The organism is Kushneria sp. EE4, from assembly GCF_977968315.1.
In genome coordinates this window covers 2,909,666-2,935,070 of sequence record NZ_OZ386212.1, presented here as the reverse complement: position 1 = coordinate 2,935,070, position 25,405 = coordinate 2,909,666, and the positions used below count along the sequence as shown (strand labels likewise).

Sequence of the window (25,405 nt, the reverse complement as noted above, 5' to 3'; positions counted from 1 at the left end):
GTATGAGAGATGCCAACAACAAGACAAGAGGGTTTCGAACATGTTCGTTAATGTAGATACCGTGCACGACAGTCCCGACTTTCCCGAACAGGTCGATGTCGTGGTGATCGGCGGCGGCATCGTGGGCACCACCACGGCCTACGAGCTGGCCTGTCGGGGCGTGTCGGTGGCACTGCTGGAGAAGGGTCTGATCGGCTGTGAGCAGTCGAGTCGCAACTGGGGCTGGGTGCGCCAGCAAAACCGCGACATGTTCGAGCTGCCGCTGGCGATGCACAGCCTGAACCGCTGGGAGGCGATGTCCGGTGAGATCGGGCGCGACGTGGGCTTTCGCCGCAGCGGCATCGTCTACACCACCGACAACCCCGAAAGCCTGGCCAAATGGGAGGCCTGGGGGGAGAAGGCGCGCGAGCATGGTTTTGTCAGTCACCGGCTCACGTCCGAACAGGCCCATGAAAAGGCGCCCGGCACCACCTCGAAATGGCTCGGCGGCGTCTTTTCTCCCACCGACGGTCACGCCGAGCCTGCCATGGCGTGTCCGGCGATTGCTTTTGGCGCCCGCGAGCGCGGGGCGTATGTCCATCAAAACTGCGCCGTACGCGGGCTGGAGCTTACCGGCGGGCGCGTGAGCGGCGTGTGGACCGAGCGCGGCCTGATTCGCACCTCAAGCGTGGTCTGTGCCGGGGGCGCCTGGAGCTCGCGCTTTTGCCGCCGCCACGGGGTCGAGCTGCCGGCGGCCAACATCATGGGCACCACGCTTCAGACCACGCCGGGTGATCAGGTCACGCCGGGCTGTCTAACCACGCCGAAAATTGCCCTGCGACGGCGCATCGACGGGGGCTACACGCTGGCCATGCCCGGGTTTGGCCGGGTCGAGATCAGCCCGCAGGGGCTTCGCTACGCCACGAAATTTTATGGCGCCTATCGCAGCAAGCTGGCCAAGAAGCTGCAGGTGCGCATCGGGCGATCGTTTTTTCGCGGTCCCGAAGCCGCAGGCAGCTGGGAGTTCGACCAGGTCTCGCCGTTTGAGCAAACGCGCGTGCTGGACCCCGCACCCGACATGGCGCAGGCGCGCGCCGCCCTGGCCGGGCTGCACGCGGAGTATCCCGCGCTCAAGGGCGTGCATATTGCCCGCGTCTGGGGCGGCATGATCGATACCACCCCGGACATGGTGCCGGTCATCTCGCCGGTCGAGGCCATCCCGGGCTTTATCGTCGCCTCGGGCTTTAGCGGCCACGGCTTCGGCATCGGCCCCGGCGGCGGGCAGCTGGCAGCGGATCTGGTCACCGGCGCCACGCCCGTGGTCGACCCGACGCCCTATCATCTCGACCGGTTTGCCCGAGGCAGTCGCATCCGCCAGCCCGAGATGATGTAACCCCGTCTGCCGCAGGCTGTGCTGTGCAACCACGCAAAAAGGAGGTTTTGTACCGACAGCCCCCGGGCTTTCAGCGTCCTGCGATGGTCAGGGAGTGCTGTAATGGAGTCATGGCCCCCGGCGGGAGGCCAACGTCCACAACAATCATCGCCGTCACGGCACGACAACACAGGACGACATACCATGAGCGACATCATGCGCCCGAAGTACATCACCTTTGACTGCTACGGCACGCTGACCAACTTTCAGATGGCCACCATGACCCGGGAGATCTTTGCCGACCGCCTCCCGCAGGCCGATCAGATGGACGCCTTCGTCAAATCCTTCGGGGCCTATCGCTTCGATGAGGTGCTGGGCCCCTGGAAACCCTATTCGGAAATCATCTGCACGGCGCTTGAGCGCACCTGCAAGCGCTGGGGCGTTGACTACCGCGACAATGAAGGCATGCGCTACTTCGAGGCGGTGCCGACCTGGGGTCCCCACCCGGACGTGATCGAGGGGCTTTCAAAAATCGCCGATAAAATTCCGCTGGTCATCTACTCCAACGCCGATGACAGCCAGATCATGGACAACGTCAAAAAGCTGGAAGTGCCGTTTCACAAGGTCTTCACGGCAGAAATGTTCCAGGTCTACAAGCCGCGTCTGGCCGCCTTTGAAGCCATGATCGATACCCTGGGCTGTCAGCCCGATGAGCTGTTGCACGTGTCGTCGAGCTTTCGCTACGACCTGATGTCGGCGCACTTTATGGGCATCAAAAACAAGGCATTCGTGGCGCGCCATCATGAAGGCTTCTGTGAGGGTTACGGGGCCACCGAGATTGCCGATATTCGCGGTCTGCCGGCACTGGTCGGTCTCTGAGCTGGTCGGTCTGTGAATCGTCACTGCGACCCCTTCTGGGAGAGCGTTCATGAAGTTCGAGTCCTACTGGCTGGATACGGCACCGGCATTTACCGGTGCCAGGTCCCATCCCCCCGAGGGCCACTATGATGTGGCCGTGGTCGGCGGCGGCCTGACCGGGCTGTCGGCGGCGCGCACCCTGGCTCGCGGCGGTGCCCGCGTGGCGCTTCTGGAGGCCGGCCGCGTGATCGGCGAGGCCTCCGGGCGCAACGGCGGGCAGTGCAACACCGGCGTGGCCCAGGATTACGTCGGCATGGTCGATCAGCTCGGCCGCGACCAGGCAATACTGCATTACCGCAGCTACAGCGAGGCGGTGGCCTCGATCGAGCAGGTGATCGAGGAGGAGGGGATCGAGTGTGATTACCTGCGCCGCGGCAAGCTCAAGCTGGCTGCCAAGCCCGAGCACTATGACAAGCTGGGGCGCACCTGCGAGGCGATTCGCCGCGATGTTGACCCGGATGTGGCGCTGCTCTCAAAGGAAGAGGCGCGCCGTGAGGTCGATTCGCCGGCCTTTTACGGCGGGCTCTGGCAGAAAAACGGTGGCCAGATGCACATGGGCCGCTTTGGCACCGGACTGGCCGAGGCGGCCGTGCGTCACGGCGCCCATCTTTTTGAACACACCCCCATGACCGGCGTTGAGCGTGAAGGCGAGCGCTATCGCCTGACCACCCCGCATGGCGAGTTTCAGGCCAATAACGTACTGCTGGCGACCGGCGCCTCTCAGGTCGGCCCGCTGAACTGGTTTCGTCGTCGGCTGGCGCCGGTGGGCAGTTTCATCGTGGTCACCGAGCCGTTGTCCAGCGAGCAGTGCGCGCAGCTCATTCCCAACCGTCGCGCCTGCGTGACCAGTCGCATCATCGGCCACTACTTCCGCCTGACCCCGGATGACCGCCTGCTGTTTGGCGGGCGCGCCCGCTTTGCCATGTCCGGCGGCAAATCCGATGCCAAAAGCGGCGAGATTCTGCGCCGCGGCCTTCGTGACACCTTTCCGCAGCTGGCTGATACGCCGCTGTCACACTGCTGGGGCGGGCTGGTGGACATGAGTCGCGACCGCCTGCCCCACGCCGGACGCCATGAGGGCATGTACTACGTAATGGGCTTTAGCGGCCACGGCGTGCAGATGTCGGTGCACATGGGTCGAGTGCTGGCCGAGATGATGCTGGGCCAGCGCAAGGACTATCCGTGGCAAAGCGATAACTGGCCTGCCATCCCCGGCAATTTCGGCAAGCCCTGGTTTCTTCCCCTGGTGGGCGGCTGGTATCGCCTGCAGGACCGGCTGCACTAGCCGGCCAACAACAAGAACACAACAACGCGACAGCCAGGGGCTGTCATCAATGCAGCGCTGTATCCGAATGCAATAACAATTTCAGGCAGAAGGAGAAGGCTCATGACACACAACAAACGCGGTGATGACACGCTTGTCTCCCCGGAGCAGAGTCTGCAGGTCTATCGCGCCATGCAGGCGGGGCTGTCACGTCGTCAGGCATTGAAAATGCTCGGCGTGGCCGGGATTGCGGCCGCCGGCAGCGGCATGCTGCCCGGCATGTCGTTTGGATGGGCCGCCGACAGTCAGGGCACCCCGAAACGGGGCGGTCGCATCCGTGTGGCAGCTCACTCGTCCTCATCCGCTGAATCGCTGGACCCGGCCAAGGGCTCCACAGCGATTGACTATGTGCGCGCCTACACCTTTTACAGCGGCCTGACCCAGTTCAACGAACAGCTCGAGCCGCAGCCGGCGCTGGCCGAGACGTTCGAGAGCAGTGACAACGGCGGCCACTGGGTGTTTACCCTCCGACAGGGGGTGACATTCCACGATGGCAAGGCGCTCACCCCTCAGGACGTCATCTATTCGATCATGCGTCACAAGGACCCGGCTGTCGGCTCCAAGGTGCTGTCGATGGTCGATCAGATCGACAGCGTCACGGCACTCGACGACCGACGCGTCGAGTTCAATCTCTCCGCACCCAATATCGAACTGCCCTCCATTCTTGCGGTCATGCACCTGGTGATCGTGCCTGATGGCACCACCGACTTTTCAAAGGGTATCGGCACCGGGCCGTTCAAGTGTCAGGAGTTCAGCCCCGGCGTGCGCTCGGTGGCGGTGCGTAACGAGAACTACTGGCGCGAGGGCTATCCCTATCTCGACGCCATCGAGACCGTGGGCATCAGCGACGAGTCAGCGCGCGTCAATGCGCTGCTTTCCGGCGATGTCCATATGATCAACAACCTGTCCGGGCGCAATGCCGATCGGGTCAAGCAGACCGAGGGCAGCCGGGTCAAGGCGACCAATTCGGGCAACTACACCGACCTGGTCATGCGCGTCGATCAGCAGCCCGGCAGCCGCCCCGAGTTTGTCGAGGCGATGAAATATCTCTTCGATCGCGAGCAGATCAAGCGGGTGGCCCTGCGCGGCTACGGCCAGGTGGCCAACGACCAGCCCATCGCGCCGTCCTCGCCCTACTATTTTGACGGCCTGCCCCAGCGCGAATATGACCCGGAGCGGGCCGCCTCGCTGCTGAAAAAGGCCGGGGTGACCGGGGCCCGCGTGCCGCTGGTGGTCTCACCGGCGGCCAACTACTCCGAGGAGATGGGTCAGCTTTTGCAGCAGTCGGCCGCCCAGGCCGGGCTCAACCTCAATCTCAACCGGGTGCCGGCCGACGGCTACTGGTCGAATCACTGGATGAAGCACCCGCTGGGCTTTGGCAACGTCAACCCGCGGCCCACCGCCAATATCCTCCTGTCGCAGTTTTTCGCCTCCGGTGCCCCCTGGAACGAGTCGGGCTGGCAAAACGAGCAGTTCGACCAGCTGCTGGTGGCCTCGCGCAGCGAGGCGGATGACGCCAAACGCCGGCAGATGTATGCCGACATGCAGACCATGATCCACGAGGAGAGCGGTATCGCCATCCCGGTCTTTTTGAGCGATGTCGAAGGTTATGACGCCCGCATCGGCGGCATGGACCGCACCGTGCCGCTGGGCAGTTTCATGGGCTACATGTTCGCCGAATACATCTGGTGGAACGCTTAAGCGGCGTCTTCCCCTTCCTGTCACTGATGCCGGCCGCGGCGCGCAGGGTTGCCGAAAGGGCGCCTGCGTGCCGGTCGGCCCCCACCCCGGAGGCAAGAGATGCGCAACGCCATGCCCAAACTGGTGCTGGGACGTTTGTCCTCAAGTCTTTTGACGCTGTTTCTGGTGTCGCTGGTGATCTTTGCCATTACCTCCCTGCTGCCGGGTGACACCGCCCAGCAGATTCTGGGTCAGTTCGCCACGCCCGAGCAGGTCGCGGCCCTGAGAGAGGAGCTTGGCCTCAATCAGTCGCCGCTGGTGCGCTACTGGCACTGGCTGACCGGCTTTGCCACCGGCGATCTGGGCATGTCGGCCAGCAACGGCATGGCGGTATCCCAGCTGATGAATGATCGCCTGCCCAACTCGCTGCTGCTGGCGGCCATTACCACGGCCATTTCGGTGCCCATCGCGCTGACCATGGGGCTGGTGGCCGCCATGCGTCGCGGCGGCAACATCGACCGGGCGCTGAACGTGATCACGCTGTCGATGGTGGCGGTGCCGGAGTTTCTGGTCGCCACGCTTGCGGTGCTGATCTTTGCCGTGCACCTGGGCTGGCTGCCGGCGCTGTCCTACGTCTCGACCGTCGAGAGCGTCGGCGATTTCGTGCGGATATATGCCATGCCGGTGCTGACGCTGTGCTGCGTTCTGATCGCCCAGATGGCACGCATGACCCGGGCGGCGCTGATCGACCAGCTCGACAGCGCCTATATCGAAATGGCCCGACTCAAGGGGGTCCCGCCGGTGCGGCGCGTGCTGCGTCACGCCCTGCCCAACGCGGTCGGCCCGATCGCCAACGCCGTGGCGCTGAGCCTGTCCTACCTGCTGGGCGGGGTCATCATCGTCGAGACGATTTTCAACTATCCGGGTATCGCCAGTCTGATGGTGGATGCCGTGTCCAACCGGGATCTCGCCCTGGTTCAGGCCTGCGCCATGCTCTTTTGCGGCGCCTACCTGATTCTGGTGATGGTGGCCGACTTGTGCGCGATCCTCTCCAACCCGAGGCTGCGAAACCGATGAGTGAGACCCATGCCATGCCACATCGTCGTCAAGGCGCGTCACAGCGCCGAGCATCCGCCCGGCGCATGGTCGACGGCAGCCGCCTGCCGATCTCCGCACCGGCCCGCCGCAACAAACCGCGCCTGAAACTGCTGCGCTGGATCGGGCTGACCCTGTTTGGTTTCTGGGTGCTGGTGGCGCTGTTTGGCCCCTTGCTGGCGCCCTATCCGATGGGGGCCTTCGTTGCCGATGAGATCTATGGCGGCATGAGTGCGGCCCACTGGCTGGGCACCGACTACATGGGCCGCGACATGCTCAGCCGCATGCTGACCGGGGCGCGCTATACGGTGGGACTGGCCGTTGTGGCAGCGCTTCTCTCGACGCTGGTGGGCGCGGGGTTCGGCATGCTGACCGTGCTGCTGCCGCGCTGGCTGGAAGAGGGCGTGCGCCGCATCTTCGATACCCTGATCTCCATTCCCAGCAAGATGATGGCACTGGTCATGGTGTCGGCCTTTGGCACCTCTATCCCGCTTCTGATCCTGGCCGCGGTACTGAGCTATGCCCCCGGCGCGTTTCGCATCTCGCACAGTCTGGCGACCAATCTGGCCACGCTTGAGTACGTGCAGGTGGCGAAAACCCGCGGGGAAGGGCGTTTTTACATCGCTGCCGTCGAGATCATGCCCAACATGATCCAGTCGGTGCTCACCGACATGGGCATGCGCTTTGTCTTTATCGTGCTGCTGCTCAGCGGCATGAGCTTTCTGGGGCTCGGGGTTCAGCCGCCGGCGGCGGATCTGGGCTCGCTGGTGCGCGAAAACATCGGCGGACTGAGCCAGGGGGCGCTGGCGGTGATCGCCCCGGCACTGGCCATCGGCACGCTGACCATCGGCGCCAACCTGCTGATCGACAGCCTTTCCAAAAGCCGCGACACGCAAAAGGAGTGACCATATGCTGGGTGAATCACTCACGGTGCGCGATCTCAGGATCTGCGCCACCCCGCCGGGCGGTGAGGAACGCATCATCGTCAACGACATCGGCTTTGAACTGGCGCCGGGAGAAGTACTGGCGCTGATCGGCGAGTCGGGCTCGGGCAAGACCACGATTGCCCTGGCCATGCTCGGCTATGCCCGCAGCGGCTGTCGCATTGCCGGTGGCAGCGTGCGGCTTGGCGACACCGATATTTTGTCACTCAACGCCACTCAGACCCGCGCCCTGCGCGGCCACCGGGTGGCCTATGTGGCCCAGAGTGCCGCGGCGGCGTTCAACCCCTCACGGACCTTGATGGATCAGGTCATCGAAGGCGCGCTGATCCATGACGTCATGAGCCGCCAGGAGGCCCGACAAAAGGCCGTGTCGCTGTTTCATGACCTGGCCCTGCCCGACCCGGAGCACATCGGCGAGCGCTACCCGCACCAGATCTCCGGCGGCCAGCTCCAGCGCGTGATGGCGGCGATGGCGCTGATCACCGATCCGGCGCTGGTCATTCTTGATGAGCCGACCACTGCACTCGATGTCACCACCCAGATCGAGGTGCTGCGCGCCTTCAAGCAGGTGATGCGCGAGCGCGGCACCACCGCCATCTATGTGTCGCATGATCTGGCCGTGGTCGCGCAGATGGCCGATCAGGTGCTGGTGCTGCAAAACGGCGAAACCCAGGAGCACAACACCACCGCCCGGATCCTCGAGCAGCCGGCGCATGAGTACACCCGCAGCCTTTTGGCCGCGGCCCGCCCGCAGGATCACCTCTCACCCGTTGAAGGCCGCCACGGGGGCGAGCTTCTCGATATCCACGACCTGCAGGTCGGCTACGGTTCGCGCGATGGTCAGGGCCGGCCCGAGAACGTGGTGCTCGAACACATCAATCTGCATCTGGTGCGCGGTCAGGCACTGGGGGTGATCGGCGAGTCGGGGTCGGGCAAGTCGACGCTGGCCCGCGCGGTGGCCGGGCTGGTGGCGCCGTCCCACGGGGCGGTGCAGTTCGACCGACGCGAGCTTTCTACCACGCTGCGCGGGCGCACGCCGGATCAGTTTCGCCGCATCCAGATGGTCTTTCAAAGCGCCGACAATGCGCTCAACCCGGCCCACAGCGTGCAGCGCCTGCTCAACCGGCCGCTGGAGACCTACTTCAGCCTGAGCCGTCGCGAGCGCCGGGCCCGCGTCGAAGAGCTGATGGATCTGGTGAAGCTACCGCGCAATTTGCTGGATCGAAAACCCGGCGAGCTTTCCGGCGGTCAGAAACAGCGCGTCAATCTGGCCCGGGCACTGGCGGCCAAACCGGATCTGATTTTGTGCGACGAGGTGACCTCGGCGCTCGATACGGTGGTCGGCGCCGCCATTCTGGAGCTTCTCGTCGAACTGCGCCGTGAGCTGGGCGTGGCCTATCTGTTTATCAGCCACGACATCTCCACCGTGCGCTCGCTGTGCGACGACGTGATGGTGCTCTATCAGGGCGAGTGCGTGGAGAGCGGGCCGTGCCAGCAGGTGCTGGAGACGCCGCGCCATGACTACACGCGCCGGCTGATCGGCTCGGTACCGGAGCTGCGTCAGGGCTGGCTTGAAAGCCGCCCGACGCGCAACGAAACGGCCGCCCCCGTGACATGAGTGATGACCACAACGCAGGAGAAAACAACATGAGCACACCGGCGCTGAACGACCCCGCGCTCTGGCAGGATGCCGGCTTTATCAACGGTCAGTGGTGTCAGGGCGATGATGGCAAAACCCTCGATGTCATCGACCCGGCCAGCGGCGAGACACTGGCCGCGGTACCCGCCATGGGCGCTGATGAAACCCGGCGTGCCATTGAGGCCGCCGATGCCGCCTGGCCCGAATGGCGCGCCCGACCGGCGGCCGAGCGGGCCAGCTTGCTGATGCGCTGGCACGATCTGATGCTCGATAACCTCGAGGATCTGGCGCTGATCATGACGCGTGAGCAGGGCAAGCCGCTGGCGGAGTCCCGCGGCGAGATTCGCTACGGAGCAAGCTTTGTGAAGTGGTTTGCCGAAGAGGCGCGCCGCGCCTACGGCGAGACCATCCCGGCGCCGACGGCGGATCGACGCATTCTGGTACTCAAGCAGCCGGTGGGCGTGTGCGGAGCGATTACGCCGTGGAACTTCCCCAACGCCATGATCACGCGCAAATGCGCTCCGGCGCTGGCCGCGGGCTGTCCGATCGTGATCAAGCCCTCGGAGCTCACGCCGCTGTCGGCGCTGGCGCTGGCGGTGCTGGCCGAGCGCGCCGGCTTCCCGCCCGGGGTGATCAACATCGTCACCGGGCTGCCCGAGGCCATCGGCGGCGAGCTGACCGCCAACCCGACGGTGCGCAAGCTCTCCTTTACCGGCTCGACCCGCGTCGGGCGGCTTTTGATGCGCCAGTGCAGCGAAGAGATCAAGCGTCTGAGCCTGGAGCTGGGGGGCAATGCGCCCCTGATCGTCTTTGATGATGCCGATCTCGAGCTGGCGGTGGCCGGCGCCATGGCGAGCAAGTTTCGCAATGCCGGTCAGACCTGCGTATGCGCCAACCGCATTCTGGTACAGGCCGGCATTCACGACCGCTTTGTCGCGCGCCTTGAAGAGGCGATGAGCGCGCTCAAGTGCGGCAACGGCCTGGATGAGGGCGTGACCATCGGGGCGTTGATCAACGATCAGGCCGTCGAGAAGGTCGCCAACCATATCGATGACGCGCTGGGTCACGGTGCGACCCTGGTCTGCGGCGGCGTGCCGGAGGGTGGTCATCGACAGGTGGTGCCGACCCTTTTGACCGGCGTGACCGAGGCCATGCGCATTACCCGTGAGGAAACCTTCGGGCCGGTGGCGCCGATCATGCGCTTTGACAGCGAAGACGAGGCGCTGCGCATCGCCAACGCCACGCCGTTCGGGCTGGCGGCCTATTTCTTTACCGAAAACATGCGCCGTGCCTGGCGGGTGGGGGAGGCGCTGGAGTTCGGCATGGTCGGGCTCAACACCGGCGCGATTTCGATGGAGGTCGCCCCCTTTGGCGGCGTTAAACAGTCGGGTCTGGGGCGCGAGGGCGCCCGCCAGGGGCTTGACGAGTACTTCGAGGAGAAAGCCTTCCACATGGGCGGGCTGGTGTAACGCCATTGACAGGGCCCGGCGCCGGTCGGGCCCACGTCATACCCGGGACAGCCTCGCGTTCCGGGCGCCTGAACCGTTACTTCCTGTCGCTGCCTGAACGCCGGACGTCGCATGGCGTATGCCTGGCAGCGTTAATGAAATAAAAACGAAATAAAGCCCGCCGTCACGCCCCGCTTTGCTACTCTGACAAGGTGTCATGTCGCTAAAAAGGACGCTTCACAAACGCGATTTATCCCAATGGACGGCGGTTCGGCGCTCAAGATGGCCGGCCTGCCCGGGAGCGCCGCCAAGGGGCTCCATAAAAGGAATTAGACAATGGCAGACACCACCGTTGGAACCGTGCGCGAGTCGATCGACCGCGTCTCATGGGGCAGTGTCATTGCAGGTGTCGTGACCGTGCTCGCCATTTCCGCCATTCTTTCCCTGCTGGGGACCGCGATCGGCTCCACTGTCATCGATCCGATGTCGAACAATCCCTTCGATGGCCTGGGAACGGCCTTTGGTATTTCCTCTGCTGTTTTTCTGGTGATCAGTTTCGCCGCTGGCGGTTTCGTGGCCGGCCGTCTGGCCAATAGCCGTGGTTTCATTCACGGGTTTCTGAGCTGGGCGACCGCCACGCTCATCTCGATGGTGGTGATCGGTTTTGCGGCCGGCCAGGTCGTCTCGGGCGGCGCCAGTGCCGTGGGCTCGATCGTTTCGGGCGCCGGTCAGGTGACCGGCAGCGTGGCGAAGGGGCTGGGCAGCGCGACGTCGTCACTGGGCGAGCAGCTCAGCGAGAACTTTGACTTCAGCCCGGACGGCGAGTCCTCTCTGGACGACCCGGCACTGCGCACTCAGGTCCGCCAGGTGCTGCGCGACACCGATACCGGTTCACTGCAGCCCGAGTATCTGAGCAACCAGGCGCAGGCGGCCGGCGATGACATTCAAACCGCTGCCCGGCATCTGGCCAGTAACCCTTCCGACTATGAAGCCATTCTCAACGACCTGGTCGAAAAGCAAAAGGCGCGCCTTGACAACATCCAGCAGGATGTCGACCGCGACGCGCTGGTCAATTCGCTGGCCAGCAATACCGACATGAGCGAGCCGGAAGCCGAAGAGTTCGTCGACAACGCCATGGCCCGCCTTGATGAAGGCGTCAACCAGATGCAGCAGCAGGTTGATCGTCTGGACGGCTATGTCGAGCAGGCGCAGCAGGAGCTGGCCGAGGCCGAGCAGTCCTTGCGTGAAAGCGCCGAGGAAGCCACCCAGAGCCTTCGCAACTCTGCCCTGATGGCCTTTATTGCCATGGTCATCGCGGCCCTGATCAGCAGCTTTGCCGGTCTGGGTGGCAGCAAAACGAGCGCTCGTCACCGCAGGGTCTGAGTCAGCGCGGTCTTTCATCGACCGCCGCTGAACAGGTGGTACCTTCCAGAACGCCCGGCCTGTGCCGGGCGTTTTCTGTTGTGGCGCGCCACGCCACGGGCTGTGTCGAGACTCAGTAGCCGCGCTGTCGATCCACGCACCCGAGCATCGTTTCGCCGCGCTGATGGCGGCGCAGGTTTTCCAGAAGCACCGGGAAGGCGGTGTCGGGCTGGGTCATGGCACCGACGTGCGGGGTCATGAGAATGCGCGGGTCCTGCCAGAAGGGGTGATCTGCCGCGGGCGGCTCCTCGCGCAGCACATCCAGCACCGCGCCGCAGAGCTGCCCCGACGCCAGCGCTGATGTCAGGTCGGCCTCGACCAGATGTTCCCCGCGACCCATGTTGATCAGTGAAGCACCCGTTGGCAGCCGCTCAAAAAGTTGCCGGTCGAGCACGCCGCGAGTGGCGTCGGTCAGCGGCAGCACGCAGATCAGGATATCGCACTCGGCCAGAAACGCATCGAGCGCTTCAGTGCCGACATACGCCGTGACGCCGGGGATTTCGCGCGCCGTGCGCGCCCAGCCGCTGACCTGAAAGCCGTAGCCTGCGAGATGACGCGCGATGGCGCCGCCAAGCTGCCCCAGCCCCAGAATGCCGAGGCGCCGCTTGCCGGCGGGCGTGATCATGCGGGCCTGCCACTGATGCTGGCGCTGCTGGCGCACGTAATCGGCCATGTGGCGATGCAGCCACAGCGTGGCAAAGGTGGCGTACTCGATCATGCCCTGTTCGATGGCGGGGTCAAGCATGCGCACCACGGGCAGTGCTTCGGGCAGTGTCGATGTGTCGAACTGATCGATGCCGGCGGAGGTAGCAAAGAGCACATCAAGGTTGGGCAGCAGGGTGGCGATCTCTGCCGGCGGCTGCCAGGCCAGCAGGTAGCGGATCTCGGCGGGGTCACCGATATCGGGCCACTGGCGAAACTCGATATCCGGGGCGTGCTCGGCAAACAGCGCCTGCCAGCGCCGGCCGCGGTCGGGGTCGGATTTGTACAGCAGTGCCATGACAGGGTGCCTCGCGGTCGTCATTGGTGGGTCTTCTATCGTGCCCCGAATCGCGGCGCACGCGATATCGTTATGGCGTTTTGGGCGGCGTAAACGGTGCGAATTGAAGCGGGTCGAGCGCAGATTGCGCTGTCACAAGGACCGTCAGTGGATCATGCCGTGCAGGCCGTCGGATTCAGCGCGATCGGCGGCGACAGGGCGAAATCCGCGCGTCACCTGAGGCAGCGGCGGGCGTAGGCTGGAGTTTATGGCCGCCCGCGGACGTCGGGCACGGACCGATCCTGGGGAAAGGAGCATCAAGGGATGCAGCTGACGGACTATCCGAGACTGTGCATTGCCGCACACGGGGTATTGATGGATCGTGACACCACGATCATCGAGGGGCTTTCGCCGCTGCTGGCGCAGATGCGTGACCCGCCCGCGCCGGACAGGGTACTGACTGATTATTTCAGGGCACTGCACGCGCTCACCGATGCCGACATGAACACGGTATCGGCGCACTGCATTGTCTACTGCGCGCTGGCAAGCCAGTGGGGGCTTGAAAGCGACTGGCAGGCCGGCATCGCCTTTGCCGGCACGGTGGATGCCGGCACGCTGTATGAAGACGCGCCGGGGGCCATTCACTATCTGCGCAAGTTCTATCGGCTCACGGTGGTGAGTTCGCTTGATGAGCGCGAGTTCGCCGCGCTGGACAAGCGGATCGGGCTGGCCGCCCACGAGCGGCTGGCAAGCGGCAGTTTCGTGGCTGCGCGCGCCGCCATCCATGACATCGCCGCAGATCCTGACGTGCTGTTATTGAGCGCCGGGCCGGCGCCTGTTTCATGTGGTGCGGGATACTGTCGCATCGATCGCTCCAGGCGGGGCACAGCGCCGGCGAAGGCGGATTCGGTTTGGCAGTTTGCCTCGCTGAGCGATTTCATTCGCGGCCACCAGCTTGCCCTGCGTCGTGAAATCCTTTAGACAGGTGAGGCGACACCCGCAGACTCTGGCAGCAGCAGGCGGGCCCGAAGACACAACAAAAAGGGCGCTTCATGGTGGGTTCCGTTCGACTCGACCGCATCGATATCAACATTCTGGTGCAGCTGCAAAACGACGGTCGCATGACCAACGTGCATCTGGCCGACGCCGTTGGCCTCTCTCCCAGCCCCTGCCTTCAGCGGGTCAAACGGCTGGAGGCCGCCGGCTACATTACCTCGTTTCAGGCACGTCTTGATCTGACAAAGATGCTGGAAAGCGTGACCGTGTTCACCGAGGTGACCCTGTCGGATCATCGCCGCGAGGATTTTCTGCGCTTTGAGCAAAGCGTTCGCGAAATCGATGAGCTGATGGAGTGTCATTTGATCAGCGGCGGCTATGACTATCTGCTGCGCTTTATCGCCCGCAGCATCACGCACTACCAAAGCGTGATGGAGGCGCTGATCGAGCGCGAGATCGGCATCGAAAAGTACTTCAGCTATATCGTGATCAAATCGCCCATCGTCAAGGAGCAGCTGCCGCTGCGCACGCTGCTGGCCAACGCCTCGGACACGTCCTGACCCTGACAGTGTGACAACAACGTGGCGTCATGACAGACAGACGTGAAAAAACCCGGTGGTTTGCCACCGGGTTTTTGATGACGCCGAGGCGTCACGGATCACGCAAAAAGTATCAGCGCTTTTTGGGGTCCAGCTTGTCGTCATGACGGGTGCCATCGGTTTCGTCGATGTCGACTTCGTGATGGCGGACTTCATCGCTGACGTGCTCGGTGTGCTCACCGACGTCCTTGCGAATGGCCACTTCCTCGCGCACGTGCGCTTCCTTGCTGACCACGGCTTCTTCATCGGTTTCGGTCATCTCGACCGACTTGTCGGTGAAGTCGGCGTCTGTCACATGGCGATCGCCGGTGACCGGGCGACGCTCGACGGAAACCGATTCGTCACGCAGATGAACGTCTTCTTCTACCGGCGTGCTGACCACGTGGCGACGTACACGGGTGGTGCCGCGCTCGACGTCACGCTTGCCGACCTTGAGCTCTTCCTCGGACAGGGCGAGCGTTTCTTCCTTGTCGGCATGCGTGGCGCGATCGGTCGATACGGCCGGATCAACGTTATGATCGGCAACGCCGGTGTTCATGCCACCCGGTGCCACGCCCGGTGCAACACCTGCACCCGCGGTGCCTGCAGTGCCCAGGGTGTCGCCGTTCTGGACTTTCTGCTCGTCGATGTCGACCGGATCGTGCCTTTCAAGAATTTCTTCGATGCGATCAAGGTCGGCGGCCGGGGCACGCACGGCGATGACGGTGGCACCCTGTTCTACATTGCGATCGTAATCGCTGGTGTCTTCATCACTTTTGCCGAACAGGCGCTGCCAGAAGCTCGGCTTTTCCTGTTCTTCATGATGCTCATGGGAAACCTCGCCCTGCTGGGCATGGCGATTGATGGCGCTTTCAGCAATGCCGGCGTCACGCAGGTCCTGCATGGCGGCGTCAGCACGTGCTTCGGTGTCATATACGGCAACAACGAGTTGTTCATCCATGAAAAGTACTCCTTTATCGTGCTTGAATCGGCCTTCGGCCGGTGTAACCTCTACTCGCTCACATCGTCATCCTGACGTGTGACCACGGCGCGCTGCTCGCGCAGCGTCACCTCTTCATGCCAGGGCGTTTGATCGTGGACGCGACGAACGTGCACCTCTTCTTTCAGGCGCAGCCGCCGCTCTACCACCAGTACTTCCTCAACGACCGGAATAATGGTGGTATCACCCTCCTGGCGTGTCTCGGGCATGACGTCGACATACTCATTGATCTCGACGTGATCGACCTCGACACGTGCCTGCGAGAGCATCTCATCGATGCTTTCCGTACGCTCATGCGTCTCGGTACTGACCCTGACCCTGCCGGTGGTGACCTCACGACGAGAGACATCGAGCGTTTCCTCGAGCAGGGGAAGAACCTGCTCCTGGTCAGAGGGCGCTGAATCTTTCGTCATTGGCTGGAACTCCACAGGGATCATGAAATATCGGGACCTGCAGGATTCGACGTCTACAGAACAATGCAGGACACAACTTCTAACCTGGCAGTTCGGGGCCAGTAAGCGAATTCTTTCGTGTTATCTTTGGTATCGGTAAGCTACATCACAGCATTTGCCGGCTTTTCCGGGGTATTTGGAGCCCTTTTTTCAGCATTACTCTTATTGATCGTTTAATGATAAGCCTTTGCAAAAGCGTAATGCTTGACGCCTATAACGTTGAAGACCCGGTCCGTGAAGACGACGTCATGACTGATGTGGCCAACGCCCGGGTTGTTAGGGCAAATGAATGAGAGAAATGACAAAAGAGACGGGAAAGGGGCGCCGTGGCGCCCCCTGGTGACATCATGATGAGCTGCTGGGCCGACCTGATCAGTTCGGCGTGATGTCGGCCATCACATGGCCTGCCTCGAGCGTTTCCCCTGTCTCGGCCCGAAGCGCCACCGTACCCGCCGTGTCGGCCGTGATCTGCGTTTCCATCTTCATCGCCTCCATGATGGCGATGACATCGCCTTCATTGACCCGGGCGCCGTCCTCGACCTGCCAGGCCAGCAGCGTGCCGCTGATGGGGGCGGTGACGCTGCCCGCGTTTGCGTCAGTGGGCTCTTCAACAGTCGCGGTGGCGCCGTTCGGGGCCAGCTGCTGCAGCAGGGCCGTGGGCAGACCGACACGGTGGCGCTTGCCGTCGATGTCGATCATGGCGTGCAGCATGCCGGGTTCGGCACTCGGCTGTTGCCGCGCCTGCCATTCAAGCGCATTGGCATCAAAGACCGTCTCGATCCAGCGGGTATGCACATCAAACCTTGCCTCACCGGTGAAGTCCGGGTGCGCCATGACCGCGCGGTGAAAGGGCAAAACGGAGGCCACGCCTTCAATCTCGAAGTGCTCAAGCGCCCGGCGCGCCCGGGAAATGGCCTGCTCACGAGTGGCGCCGGTGACGATCAGCTTGGCCATCAGTGAATCGAAATGGCCGGAGACGCGCCCGCCGCTTTCAACGCCGGTGTCAAGGCGCACGCCGGCACCGGTGGGCGGTCTGAACGCCTCGACCAGGCCCGGCGTGGGGAGAAAGCCCTTGGCGGCGTCTTCAGCGTTGATGCGAAATTCGAAGCTGTGACCGCGGGGCGCCGGCGTCTTCGTAAAGGAGAGCGGCTGGCCTTCAGCGATGCGCAGCTGCTCGATGACCAGATCCACGCCGGCCGTCTCCTCGGTGACCGGATGTTCGACCTGCAGTCGCGTGTTGACCTCCAGAAACGACAGGGTGTCGTCGCGCCCGAGCAGAAACTCGACCGTACCGGCGCTGACATAGCCGGCCCGGGTGCCGATATCGTGGGCGGCCTGATGGATTTTACGGCGCTGTTCGTCGCTCAAAAACGGGGCCGGGGCCTCCTCGATGAGCTTCTGGTTGCGCCGCTGCAGCGAGCAGTCCCGGGTGCCGACCACCACCACGTTACCGTGATGATCGCCCATGATCTGGGCTTCGATATGGCGCGGCTGGTCGAGATACTGCTCGACAAAGCACTCGCCGCGGCCGAAGGCGGCCTCGGCCTCGCGCACCGCGGCGTGGTAGCTCTCGGTGACCTCATCCATGCGCCAGGCCACCCGCAGCCCGCGTCCACCGCCGCCAAACGCTGCCTTGATGGCGATCGGCAATCCCACTTCCTCGGCAAAGGCCACGACCTCCTCGGCGGTGGTGACCGGGTCTTCGGTGCCGCGGGCCAGCGGGGCGCCCACTTCGAGTGCCAGTCGCCGCGCCTGAACCTTGTCACCCAGCACGTCGATGGTGTCCGGACTCGGGCCGATCCAGGTCAGGCCCGCCTGTTGCACGGCGCGGGCGAAATCGGCGCGCTCGGAGAGAAAGCCGTAGCCCGGGTGAATGGCATCGGCCCCGGCGCGGCGGGCGACGTCCAGCAGCTTGTCGATCGATAGATAGCTGTCTCCCGGGCGTTCGCCACCCAGCGCCCAGGCCTCGTCGGCAAGTCTGACGTGCAGGGCGTCAAGGTCGCCCTCGGCATAGACCGCCACCGAGGTGACGCCGTAATCGCGACAGGCATGAATGATGCGCACCGCGATCTCGCCGCGGTTGGCGATCAGCACCTTTTTCAGCGGGTGCGGGGCGTTGGGAGCGTCGGATGCAGTCATGACATGACCTCGGTCAGGCTGTCGTCACCGGCAATCGGTGCGAAACGGGTAATCGGATTGAAGCGAACGGTGGCGCCGGGCGGAATCTGTCCGGCGAGATCAAGATGGTGATCGGCCACGCAGGCGATCACCGGGTAGCCCCCGGTCAGCGGATGATCGGCCAGAAACAGCACCGGCTGGCCGTTGGCCGGCACCTGTAGGGCGCCGGTGACCGTGCCTTCGCTGGGCAGCTCGACGTGGTGTGCTCTGGCAAGCGAGTGCTCACCTTCCAGTCGAATGCCGACCCGGTCGGAGCGCGGCGTCACCTGCCAGTTTTGATCACACAAAAGGGTCAGCGCCTCGTCGGTGAACCAGTCACTGCGCGGGCCCATGACGATATCGAGCGTGACGCACTCGCCTGCGCGGGGCAGATCGAATTCGCCGGACTCTCTGAGCGACAGCGCCGTGACCGCCAGTCCGGCCGGGCTCAGGGTGTCGCCGGGCTGCAACGGCGCCGGGCCGAGTTTTGCCAGCGTGTCGGTGGCGCAGCTGCCCAATACGGGTGTGACATCAAAGCCGCCGCGCAGGGCCAGATAGCAGCGCACCCCCGCCGTGACAGGCCCCAATGTCAGGGTATCGCCCTCGGACAGCTCGATGGGCCACCAGAGCGCGGCGTCGCGGCGGTCGCCCTCGGCAGTGGTGATCGATACGCCGGTCTCGGCGCCGGTCACGGCCACAATGGCGGGCCGGTGACAGATTAGCGACAGCCCGCCCTGGGCGATCTCGATGGCGGCAGCATCGGACGGGTTGCCCACGATTCGGTTGGCACTTCTCAGCGCGCCCTTGTCCATCGCGCCGGCGCCGGAGACGCCCTGACCGGTCTGGCCGTTGCGACCGAGATCCTGAAACAGGCTTTGAAGACCGGGCTGGCGAATTTCCAGACAGGGCGTGGCATCAGCCGCTGCGGGTCGGGTGGTATCGATGGGCACGCTGGCGCTGACGCGCTCTGGGGAAACGTCGCTGGCAGTAAAGCGTACCCGCATGCCGGGCTGGAGCAGTGCGGCCGGCTCGCGATGGATGTCCCACATCTCGAGCGGCGTCGTGCCGATCAACTGCCAGCCGCCGGGGCTTTCGGTGGGGTAGATGCCGCTGAAGGTGCCGGCCAGCGCCACGGAACCGGCCGGAATGCGGGTGCGCGGGGAGGTGCGCCGGGACACGTCAAAACCCGCCCCGCCGGCCAGATAGGCAAATCCCGGCGCAAAGCCGCAAAAGGCGACCTGATACTCGTGTTTGCTGTGGCGGCGGATGACCTCATCGGTGCTCATGTCGAGATGTCGGGCCACCTCGTCGAGGTCCTCGCCGTTGTAGCACACGGGAATCTCGATCAGCTCGCCATGCTGATGGCCGCCGCCGCTGATCGGGCGGGCCCTGAGCGCCCGGGAAAGCTGCTCGGCACTAATGCGAGCCGGCGTGAAATAAATCAGCAGGGTGCGCGCCGCGGGGATGATGGTGGTGACCCCCTCGATCGGCTCGCGCTGGAGCTGGTCGAAAAGCCCCAGCGCCTGCGACAGATCCTCGAGCTCGACCAGCAGGGTGCTCAGGTTGACGGGAAGTACTCTCACGGGAACTCCTTACCGCGTGGCAGGGCATTCATGGCAGTGCTCATGACGGCGTGCCTGCAAAGGCCTTGAGCGTCACGCCACTCCGGGCCAGGCGCGCACGCACGGCCTCGGCCAGCGCCACGGCGCCGGGGCTGTCGCCGTGGACGCAGATGGAGTCGGCCTGGAGGGCGATATCATGACCGTCGATGCACTCGATCACCCCTTCATGCACCAGCCGCTGCATGCGCTCGGCGACCCGGTCGGCATCGTGGAGCACTGCGCCTGCTTCCCGGCGCGATACCAGGCTGCCGTCCGCCTGATAGGCGCGGTCGGCGAAGGCTTCCGCCGCCACGCGAAGACCGGCATCACGGGCCCAGTCGAGCAGCGGGGCGCCGGCCAGCGCGACCAGAACCAGCGTGTCATCGACGGCTTTCAGCGCCTCGATGACGGCGCGCGCCTGGCGCTCGTCCCGGGCGATGGTGTTGTAGAGCGCGCCGTGCGGCTTGACGTAGCGCACCTGCGTGCCGGCGGCGCGGGCCAGGCCCTGGAGCGCGCCGATCTGATAGATCACATCGCTTGTGAGTTCATCGCTTGCGATGTCCATGTTGCGCCGGCCAAAGCCGACCAGGTCCGGATAGCTGACGTGTGCCCCGACACTCACGCCGTGCTCGGCGGCAGCGGTCAGGGTGCGCAGGATGCCGCTCGGGTCGCCGGCGTGAAAGCCGCAGGCGACGTTGGCGCTGGTGACGATGCCGAGCATGGTGGCGTCATCGCCCATGTGCCACGCCCCAAAGCTTTCACCCAGATCGCTGTTTAAATCGATAGAAGACATGCAGGGCTCCCGGTTCATACAGAGGGTGTCAGAAAGGCAAAGATCGGGCCGATGGCGTTAAAGCCCATATACCAGGTCAGCGCGCAGACCACCGCACCCGAGATCAAAAGCCAGCGCGGGTAGCGATGGCCGTGCATCAGATCACGCCGGCGCCAGGCGACATAAATGAAAAGCGTGAGTCCCACCGGCAGGATCAGACCGTTAAAGCCGCCAACGAAGACCAGAAGCGCTGCCGGCGGTGTGCCGATCGACAAAAAGGCCGCCAGTGAAACAAGAATGAATACCAGTGTGGCGCGGTTGCGCACGCCTTCGCTGATGCCGGGGCGAAAGGCGCTTAAAAAGGTCATTGAAGTGTAGGCCGCACCGATGATGCTGGTGATGCCGGCGGCCCAGAGAATCAGGCCGAAGGCGCGCAGGCCCATCTCGCCGGCAGCGGCCTGGAAGGCCTGAGCGGCCGGGTTGGCGCTCTGGCTGGCGGTGTCGATGACCACGCCGCTGGCCACTACGCCAAGAATGGCAAGAAACAGGATATAGCGCATGACGCCGGTGACCAGAATGCCGCGCAGGGCGGCCTTCGAGACGGTTTCGACATTCTCGACGCCGCCCAGGCCCCGGTCCAGCAGACGGTGGGCGCCGGCATAGGTGATGTAGCCGCCGACGGTGCCGCCCACGATGGTGGTGATGGTGGCAAAGTTGATGGTATCGGGCATGACGGTCTGGCGCAGCGCCTCGCCCACGGGCGGGCTGGAGGCAAACGCCACGAACACGGTCATCGCCAGCATCACCATCCCCAGCACGATGATGATCCGGTCGATGGCAACGCCGGCCCGCTTTGATAAAAAGATGCCTGCGGCAATGACGGCGCTGATCAGCCCGCCCCAGGTGGTGTCCAGCCCCATCAGCGCGTTGAGACCGAGACCGGCGCCGGCAATGTTGCCGACGTTGAAGGTCAGTCCACCCACGATAATCAGGATCGCCAGCAGATAGCCGCTGCCGGGCAGGGCGGCGTTGGCGACTTCGGGGGCGCGCATGCCGGTCACGGTGACCACCCGCCAGATGTTGAGCTGCACCACCAGGTCAATGAGGATCGAGGCCAGAATGCCAAAGGCAAAGGCGGCGCCCATCGTGGCGGTGAAGGTCGCCGTCTGGGTAATAAAGCCGGGGCCCACCGCCGAGGTGGCCATCAAAAAGACGGCACCGATCAGGGAGGCGCGTCGGGAGCGGGCGGACCCGACGTCAGGAGTAGCTGCCATATCAAGGGCTCCGAGGAGAAATGGTGACAGGCTCTGCCAGCAATCGGCGTGCCACAATCGGCAGAGCGTCCGCATTTTGTAGGTTTATCCACTTTGATTGTTCAACAATACGGACCATGCCGGCGGGGCGGTATTCGACTTGTGTTTCATGCCGGTGCATCAAAATGTTGCCGCGCGCCGTTTCGGTGCACGCACAAGGCTTGTCGGCAGGCGCCCTTATCGGGAACACTGGGCGTTTCCTGACAAGTCATGACCAAAACGGCGCTTCAATGAAAAAGCAGGCCCTGGAAGACGGGAGCAGATCGCTGGGAGAAACCGTGACGGCCGGCATTCGACGGCTGCTGGTAGAAGGGGCCTTTGCGCCGGGGCAGCGGCTCTCGGAAATCGCCCTGTGTGAACGTCTGGGGGTCTCGCGTAATACGCTGAGAGAGGCCTTTCGCACGCTCGCCCATGAGGGGCTGGTGACGCATCAGCCCCACCGCGGCGTGTTCGTGACCCGCCCCGACCCGGCCTCCATTGTCGAGATCTACCGGCTGCGGCGATTGATCGAGTGCCGCGCCCTCGATGACGCCTGGCCCAGCCACCCGGCGGTAAAGAAGATGCGCGCGGCGGTCGAAAACGGCCGCGAGTGCCGCGAGCGCAGGGACTGGCTGGCGGTAGGCACGGCCAACATGGCCTTTCACGGTGCCATCGTGGCACTGGCGGACAGTCCGCGCCTTGACGCCTTTTTCAGCCAGATCCTGGCCGAGCTGCGTCTCGCCTTCGCTCTGATGGCCGACAAGGAGTGGTTGCACGGCCCGTATGTCGAGATGAATCAGCAGGTGCTGGATACCTTTGACGCCGGCGACAACAAAGCGGCCGTGGCCCTTCTGGAGCAGTACCTGGCGCAGTCCGAGCGGGTCGTGCTGGCCGCCTGGGAGCGTCAGGCAACCTCCGGGGGATAAACCGTCCGGTGCATGGCGCGACAGTCCGGCGCGCGAAATATGCCGGCGGGGCCGCAGGGCAGGGGGCAGGTCTTGAAATCGCCGTATCGGGGCTTCTCTTTTGGCGCGCAGCGTTGATAATCACGCTATTGCGACCACGTCATCACGATCACGGAGACACGACATGAACCAGCCCCACGTCCACGGCCCGCACTGCCAGCACGACCACGACCATCATCATGAGCATGGCCACGTCCATGGCCCGAATTGCAGCCACGGCGTTCAAAAGCCCGCCCGCAATGCCATGAAGGATGTCGGACGCAACGACCCGTGCCCCTGCGGTAGCCAGAAGAAGTTCAAGAAGTGCCACGGCGGCTAGGCGCTGTCCCGTCTCTGCTCGGCGACCGTTCAGACAAAAACCGGTCAGAAACCACCGACACCCCATAAAAAACCGGCGCCCAGGGGCGCCGGTTTTTTTTGCTGGCAGATCTCAACGCCGGGACGCGCCCGGCGTGATGGTATCGATCAGAGCCTGCCTTCGAGGACTTCTTCAGCCGTAACCTGACGGTTGTCGACCGAGCTGGTCCACTGACCCCAGCCTTCGGCGCTCACGTTGTCACCGTTGTCGCCCAGGTGCTCGAGACGCTTTTTGTCGTCGTCGGTGAGAACCTGTCTGGCCAGCGGCTGGAGTTGCTTCACATCACCCACACTCAGGCCGAGCTTGTCGGCCACGCGGTTGCCGTAGTCGTCATGCACCATCCAGAAGTGCCACAGCATGCGTTCCTGCACGTCGCGCTCGCAAAGACCCAGCAGTTCGACCATGTTGCCGGTCAGGTCGTCGCGCTCCCAGTCCTGCATGGTGTTGTAGCGACCGCGCGCCTGGACGTAGTCATTACGACGCTCCAGCACGCTGCGCGTGAGCGGCCCGCGGACTTCGGGCGGGTGGTTGGGCTCGTCGCGGCTGGATTCCTGCAGACCGTTGTGGATCGACGGCTCGAAGTTGATGTGCGGGTTCTGCCCGGGCGCCATGCTCTGGTCATAGGCCATCTGACCGTCGCGCTGGTTGGTGGCAACCTTCGCATTTTTCGGCTGATTGACCGGCAGCTGCAGGTAGTTGGGCCCGATACGATAGCGCTGGGTATCGGAGTAGGAGAACGTACGACCGACCAGCATCTTGTCATCGGAGAAATCCAGGCCGTCGACCAGCACGCCGGTACCCATGGCGATCTGATCGTTTTCGGCAAAGAAGTTCTCGACGTTGCGGTTGAGCGTCATGACGCCGATTTTGCGCAGCGGGAACTGATCTTCCGGCCAGATCTTGGTGTCGTCCAGCGGGTCCCAGTCGAGCTCGGGATGATCGTGATCTTCCATCAGCTGGACAAACACATCCCATTTCGGATAGTCGCCGCGCTCGATGGCATCATAAAGATCCTTCGATGCCGAGCCCAGATCCTGACCCTGCACCTTCGCGGCTTCGGCCGCGGTCAGGCTGGCCACGCCGCACTGCGGGTGGAAGTGGTACTTGACCAGGCAGGTCTCGCCCCGGGCGTTGACCATCTTGTAGGTGTTGACCCCGAAGCCTTCCTGATGACGATAGGAGGCCGGAATACCGCGCGGGCTGAACAGGTGCGTCAGCATGTGCATCGCTTCAGGCGTCTGGCTCATGAAGTCGAAGATGCGGTTGGGTTCCTGACGGAAGGTGACCGGGTCCGGCTTGAGCGAGTGGATCACGTCCGGGAACTTGATCGCATCACGGATAAAGAACACCGGCAGATTGTTGCCGACCAGGTCCCAGTTGCCGTCTTCGGTATAGAACTTCACGGCAAAGCCACGCGGGTCGCGAGCGGCTTCCGAGGAGTCACGGCCACCGATGACGGTGGAAAAGCGCAGCGCCAGGTCGGTTTTCTTGCCGGCGTCCTGGAAAAGTCTGGCGCGCGTGTATTTGGACGCGGGCTCATCACCGATCATGCCGGTGGCTTCAAATTCACCGTAGGCCAGAAAGCCGCGGGCATGGACCACGCGCTCGGGAATGCGCTCGCGGTCGAAATGACTGATCTTTTCGAGAAACTGATAGTTTTCGAGCGTCGCCGGGCCGCGGCTGCCGACCGTGCGCTGGGACTGATTGTTGCTGACAGGATGACCCTGTCGATTGGTCAATTCGTTGTCTCTATCCGACATGCCTTTCTCCTCTTTATTGACATCCTGTCCGGGTCGTATCAGGAGCCGGTCACGAGCGGCCCCGAATGCGAAAGGTACCACGGTACCTTCATGGATTAGTCCTATCGTGGCGCGGAGGCCAGGACTATGACGCTCCGGGAAACGCCGCTGTCGCACGGTGTTTCACGTGAAACATGGCAGCTGGTCGACGGGTCAAAACCGCGCCGGAGCTGAAGCCTGGTGACCACGAGGCGACGTCGGGCATGAACGGCACAGGTTCGTGGGATGCAACAGGGCAACATGGCCCTTTTCCATGACGGCAGGTGTGACTGATGCACGTAACGAGACTGTATTCCGGTGACGACGGCGAGTCCCATTTCGAGGACCTGGAGATCGAGGTCGGCGGTGATGCCGAGATCGGCAGGCTGTCAGCGCCGATCCCGGCCACCGGCCTCGTGTTTCGTGAAACTGCCCCGGACTATGACTACAGCTGGCACAACGCGCCGCAGCGCCAGTACATCCTGATGCTCGACGGCAGCGTGGACATTACGGTGGGCAGCGGCGAGACAAGACGTTTGAACACCGGTGATATCCTGCTGTGCGAGGACACCACCGGGCGCGGCCACGTGAGCCGGGCAGTTGACGGCCAGCCGCGCCGCTCGGTATTTGTCACGCTCGAATAGTTCGCGCGGCGT

Annotated in this window: 22 protein-coding genes; 14 read left to right on the top strand and 8 right to left on the bottom strand. The window is 63.8% G+C overall.

Annotated elements, in window-relative coordinates; genetic code table 11:
- The first annotated feature begins 40 nt into the window (after positions 1–40).
- The 9 genes from ACXMYO_RS13310 (at position 41) to ACXMYO_RS13270 (ending at position 11,782) form a co-directional block, all read left to right on the top strand.
- The gene (locus ACXMYO_RS13310) at positions 41–1,372 is read left to right on the top strand and encodes an NAD(P)/FAD-dependent oxidoreductase (RefSeq protein ID WP_457809062.1); all 1,332 of its coding nucleotides are present in this window, start codon (positions 41–43) and stop codon (positions 1,370–1,372) included.
- A 183-nt stretch (positions 1,373–1,555) separates the two neighbouring features.
- A complete protein-coding gene (locus tag ACXMYO_RS13305) occupies positions 1,556–2,230 on the top strand; it encodes a haloacid dehalogenase type II (protein ID WP_457809061.1) in 675 nt (224 codons plus the stop codon).
- Positions 2,231–2,279: 49 nt separating this feature from the next.
- Positions 2,280–3,554, top strand: coding sequence for an NAD(P)/FAD-dependent oxidoreductase (locus ACXMYO_RS13300; RefSeq protein WP_457809060.1), 1,275 nt, complete (start codon positions 2,280–2,282; stop codon positions 3,552–3,554).
- A 102-nt stretch (positions 3,555–3,656) separates the two neighbouring features.
- Complete coding sequence (locus ACXMYO_RS13295; protein ID WP_457809059.1) at positions 3,657–5,294, top strand: ABC transporter substrate-binding protein; 1,638 nt, start codon at positions 3,657–3,659, stop codon at positions 5,292–5,294.
- A 99-nt stretch (positions 5,295–5,393) separates the two neighbouring features.
- Positions 5,394–6,350: an ABC transporter permease gene (locus ACXMYO_RS13290; RefSeq protein ID WP_457809058.1), complete on the top strand. Its 957-nt coding sequence runs from the start codon at positions 5,394–5,396 to the stop codon at positions 6,348–6,350.
- A gap of 14 nt (positions 6,351–6,364) precedes the next feature.
- Complete coding sequence (locus ACXMYO_RS13285) at positions 6,365–7,273, top strand: ABC transporter permease (protein WP_245955297.1); 909 nt, start codon at positions 6,365–6,367, stop codon at positions 7,271–7,273.
- Between the two features lie 4 nt (positions 7,274–7,277).
- The gene (locus tag ACXMYO_RS13280) at positions 7,278–8,930 is read left to right on the top strand and encodes an ABC transporter ATP-binding protein (RefSeq protein WP_457809057.1); all 1,653 of its coding nucleotides are present in this window, start codon (positions 7,278–7,280) and stop codon (positions 8,928–8,930) included.
- A 29-nt stretch (positions 8,931–8,959) separates the two neighbouring features.
- Positions 8,960–10,420, top strand: a complete 1,461-nt coding sequence (locus tag ACXMYO_RS13275; protein WP_457809056.1) for an NAD-dependent succinate-semialdehyde dehydrogenase — start codon at positions 8,960–8,962, stop codon at positions 10,418–10,420.
- 315 nt (positions 10,421–10,735) lie between these two features.
- Positions 10,736–11,782, top strand: coding sequence for a hypothetical protein (locus ACXMYO_RS13270; protein WP_457809055.1), 1,047 nt, complete (start codon positions 10,736–10,738; stop codon positions 11,780–11,782).
- A gap of 112 nt (positions 11,783–11,894) precedes the next feature.
- Here the strand turns inward: ACXMYO_RS13270 and ACXMYO_RS13265 are convergent, their stop codons facing one another.
- Complete coding sequence (locus tag ACXMYO_RS13265) at positions 11,895–12,821, bottom strand: 2-hydroxyacid dehydrogenase (RefSeq protein WP_457809054.1); 927 nt, start codon at positions 12,819–12,821, stop codon at positions 11,895–11,897.
- A gap of 303 nt (positions 12,822–13,124) precedes the next feature.
- Between ACXMYO_RS13265 and ACXMYO_RS13260 the strand changes: the two genes are divergently transcribed.
- Both ACXMYO_RS13260 and ACXMYO_RS13255 read left to right on the top strand, forming a co-directional pair.
- A complete protein-coding gene (locus tag ACXMYO_RS13260) occupies positions 13,125–13,781 on the top strand; it encodes a hypothetical protein (RefSeq protein ID WP_457809053.1) in 657 nt (218 codons plus the stop codon).
- Positions 13,782–13,852: 71 nt separating this feature from the next.
- Positions 13,853–14,356, top strand: coding sequence for a winged helix-turn-helix transcriptional regulator (locus ACXMYO_RS13255; protein WP_438765246.1), 504 nt, complete (start codon positions 13,853–13,855; stop codon positions 14,354–14,356).
- A 112-nt stretch (positions 14,357–14,468) separates the two neighbouring features.
- Here the strand turns inward: ACXMYO_RS13255 and ACXMYO_RS13250 are convergent, their stop codons facing one another.
- The 6 genes from ACXMYO_RS13250 to ACXMYO_RS13225 all read right to left on the bottom strand — a co-directional run bounded on the left by ACXMYO_RS13250 (position 14,469) and on the right by ACXMYO_RS13225 (position 21,630).
- Entirely contained in the window at positions 14,469–15,335 is an 867-nt protein-coding gene (locus ACXMYO_RS13250) for a YsnF/AvaK domain-containing protein (protein ID WP_457809052.1), read from the bottom strand.
- A gap of 50 nt (positions 15,336–15,385) precedes the next feature.
- Positions 15,386–15,787 (bottom strand): DUF2382 domain-containing protein, encoded by a 402-nt coding sequence (locus ACXMYO_RS13245; protein ID WP_438765244.1) that lies wholly within the window; start codon positions 15,785–15,787, stop codon positions 15,386–15,388.
- A gap of 411 nt (positions 15,788–16,198) precedes the next feature.
- Positions 16,199–17,965 (bottom strand): acetyl/propionyl/methylcrotonyl-CoA carboxylase subunit alpha, encoded by a 1,767-nt coding sequence (locus tag ACXMYO_RS13240; protein WP_457809051.1) that lies wholly within the window; start codon positions 17,963–17,965, stop codon positions 16,199–16,201.
- On the bottom strand, positions 17,962–19,566 hold the full coding sequence (locus tag ACXMYO_RS13235; protein WP_457809050.1) for a 5-oxoprolinase subunit B/C family protein: 1,605 nt from the start codon (positions 19,564–19,566) through the stop codon (positions 17,962–17,964). Before ACXMYO_RS13235 ends, ACXMYO_RS13240 begins: the two co-directional genes overlap by 4 nt.
- A gap of 40 nt (positions 19,567–19,606) precedes the next feature.
- A complete protein-coding gene (locus ACXMYO_RS13230; protein ID WP_457809049.1) occupies positions 19,607–20,377 on the bottom strand; it encodes a LamB/YcsF family protein in 771 nt (256 codons plus the stop codon).
- A 14-nt stretch (positions 20,378–20,391) separates the two neighbouring features.
- A complete protein-coding gene (locus ACXMYO_RS13225; protein ID WP_457809048.1) occupies positions 20,392–21,630 on the bottom strand; it encodes an NRAMP family divalent metal transporter in 1,239 nt (412 codons plus the stop codon).
- A 269-nt stretch (positions 21,631–21,899) separates the two neighbouring features.
- Here ACXMYO_RS13225 and ACXMYO_RS13220 point away from each other — a divergent pair, with 269 nt between their 5' ends.
- Both ACXMYO_RS13220 and ACXMYO_RS13215 read left to right on the top strand, forming a co-directional pair.
- On the top strand, positions 21,900–22,574 hold the full coding sequence (locus ACXMYO_RS13220; RefSeq protein WP_457809047.1) for a GntR family transcriptional regulator: 675 nt from the start codon (positions 21,900–21,902) through the stop codon (positions 22,572–22,574).
- A 163-nt stretch (positions 22,575–22,737) separates the two neighbouring features.
- Positions 22,738–22,932 (top strand): SEC-C metal-binding domain-containing protein, encoded by a 195-nt coding sequence (locus tag ACXMYO_RS13215; protein ID WP_457809046.1) that lies wholly within the window; start codon positions 22,738–22,740, stop codon positions 22,930–22,932.
- Positions 22,933–23,078: 146 nt separating this feature from the next.
- On the opposite strand, the gene ACXMYO_RS13210 is transcribed toward ACXMYO_RS13215, so the two are convergent.
- Entirely contained in the window at positions 23,079–24,731 is a 1,653-nt protein-coding gene (locus tag ACXMYO_RS13210; protein WP_438765237.1) for a catalase, read from the bottom strand.
- A 311-nt stretch (positions 24,732–25,042) separates the two neighbouring features.
- Here ACXMYO_RS13210 and ACXMYO_RS13205 point away from each other — a divergent pair, with 311 nt between their 5' ends.
- Positions 25,043–25,393 (top strand): hypothetical protein, encoded by a 351-nt coding sequence (locus ACXMYO_RS13205; protein WP_438765236.1) that lies wholly within the window; start codon positions 25,043–25,045, stop codon positions 25,391–25,393.
- The last annotated feature ends 12 nt before the right edge of the window (positions 25,394–25,405 follow it).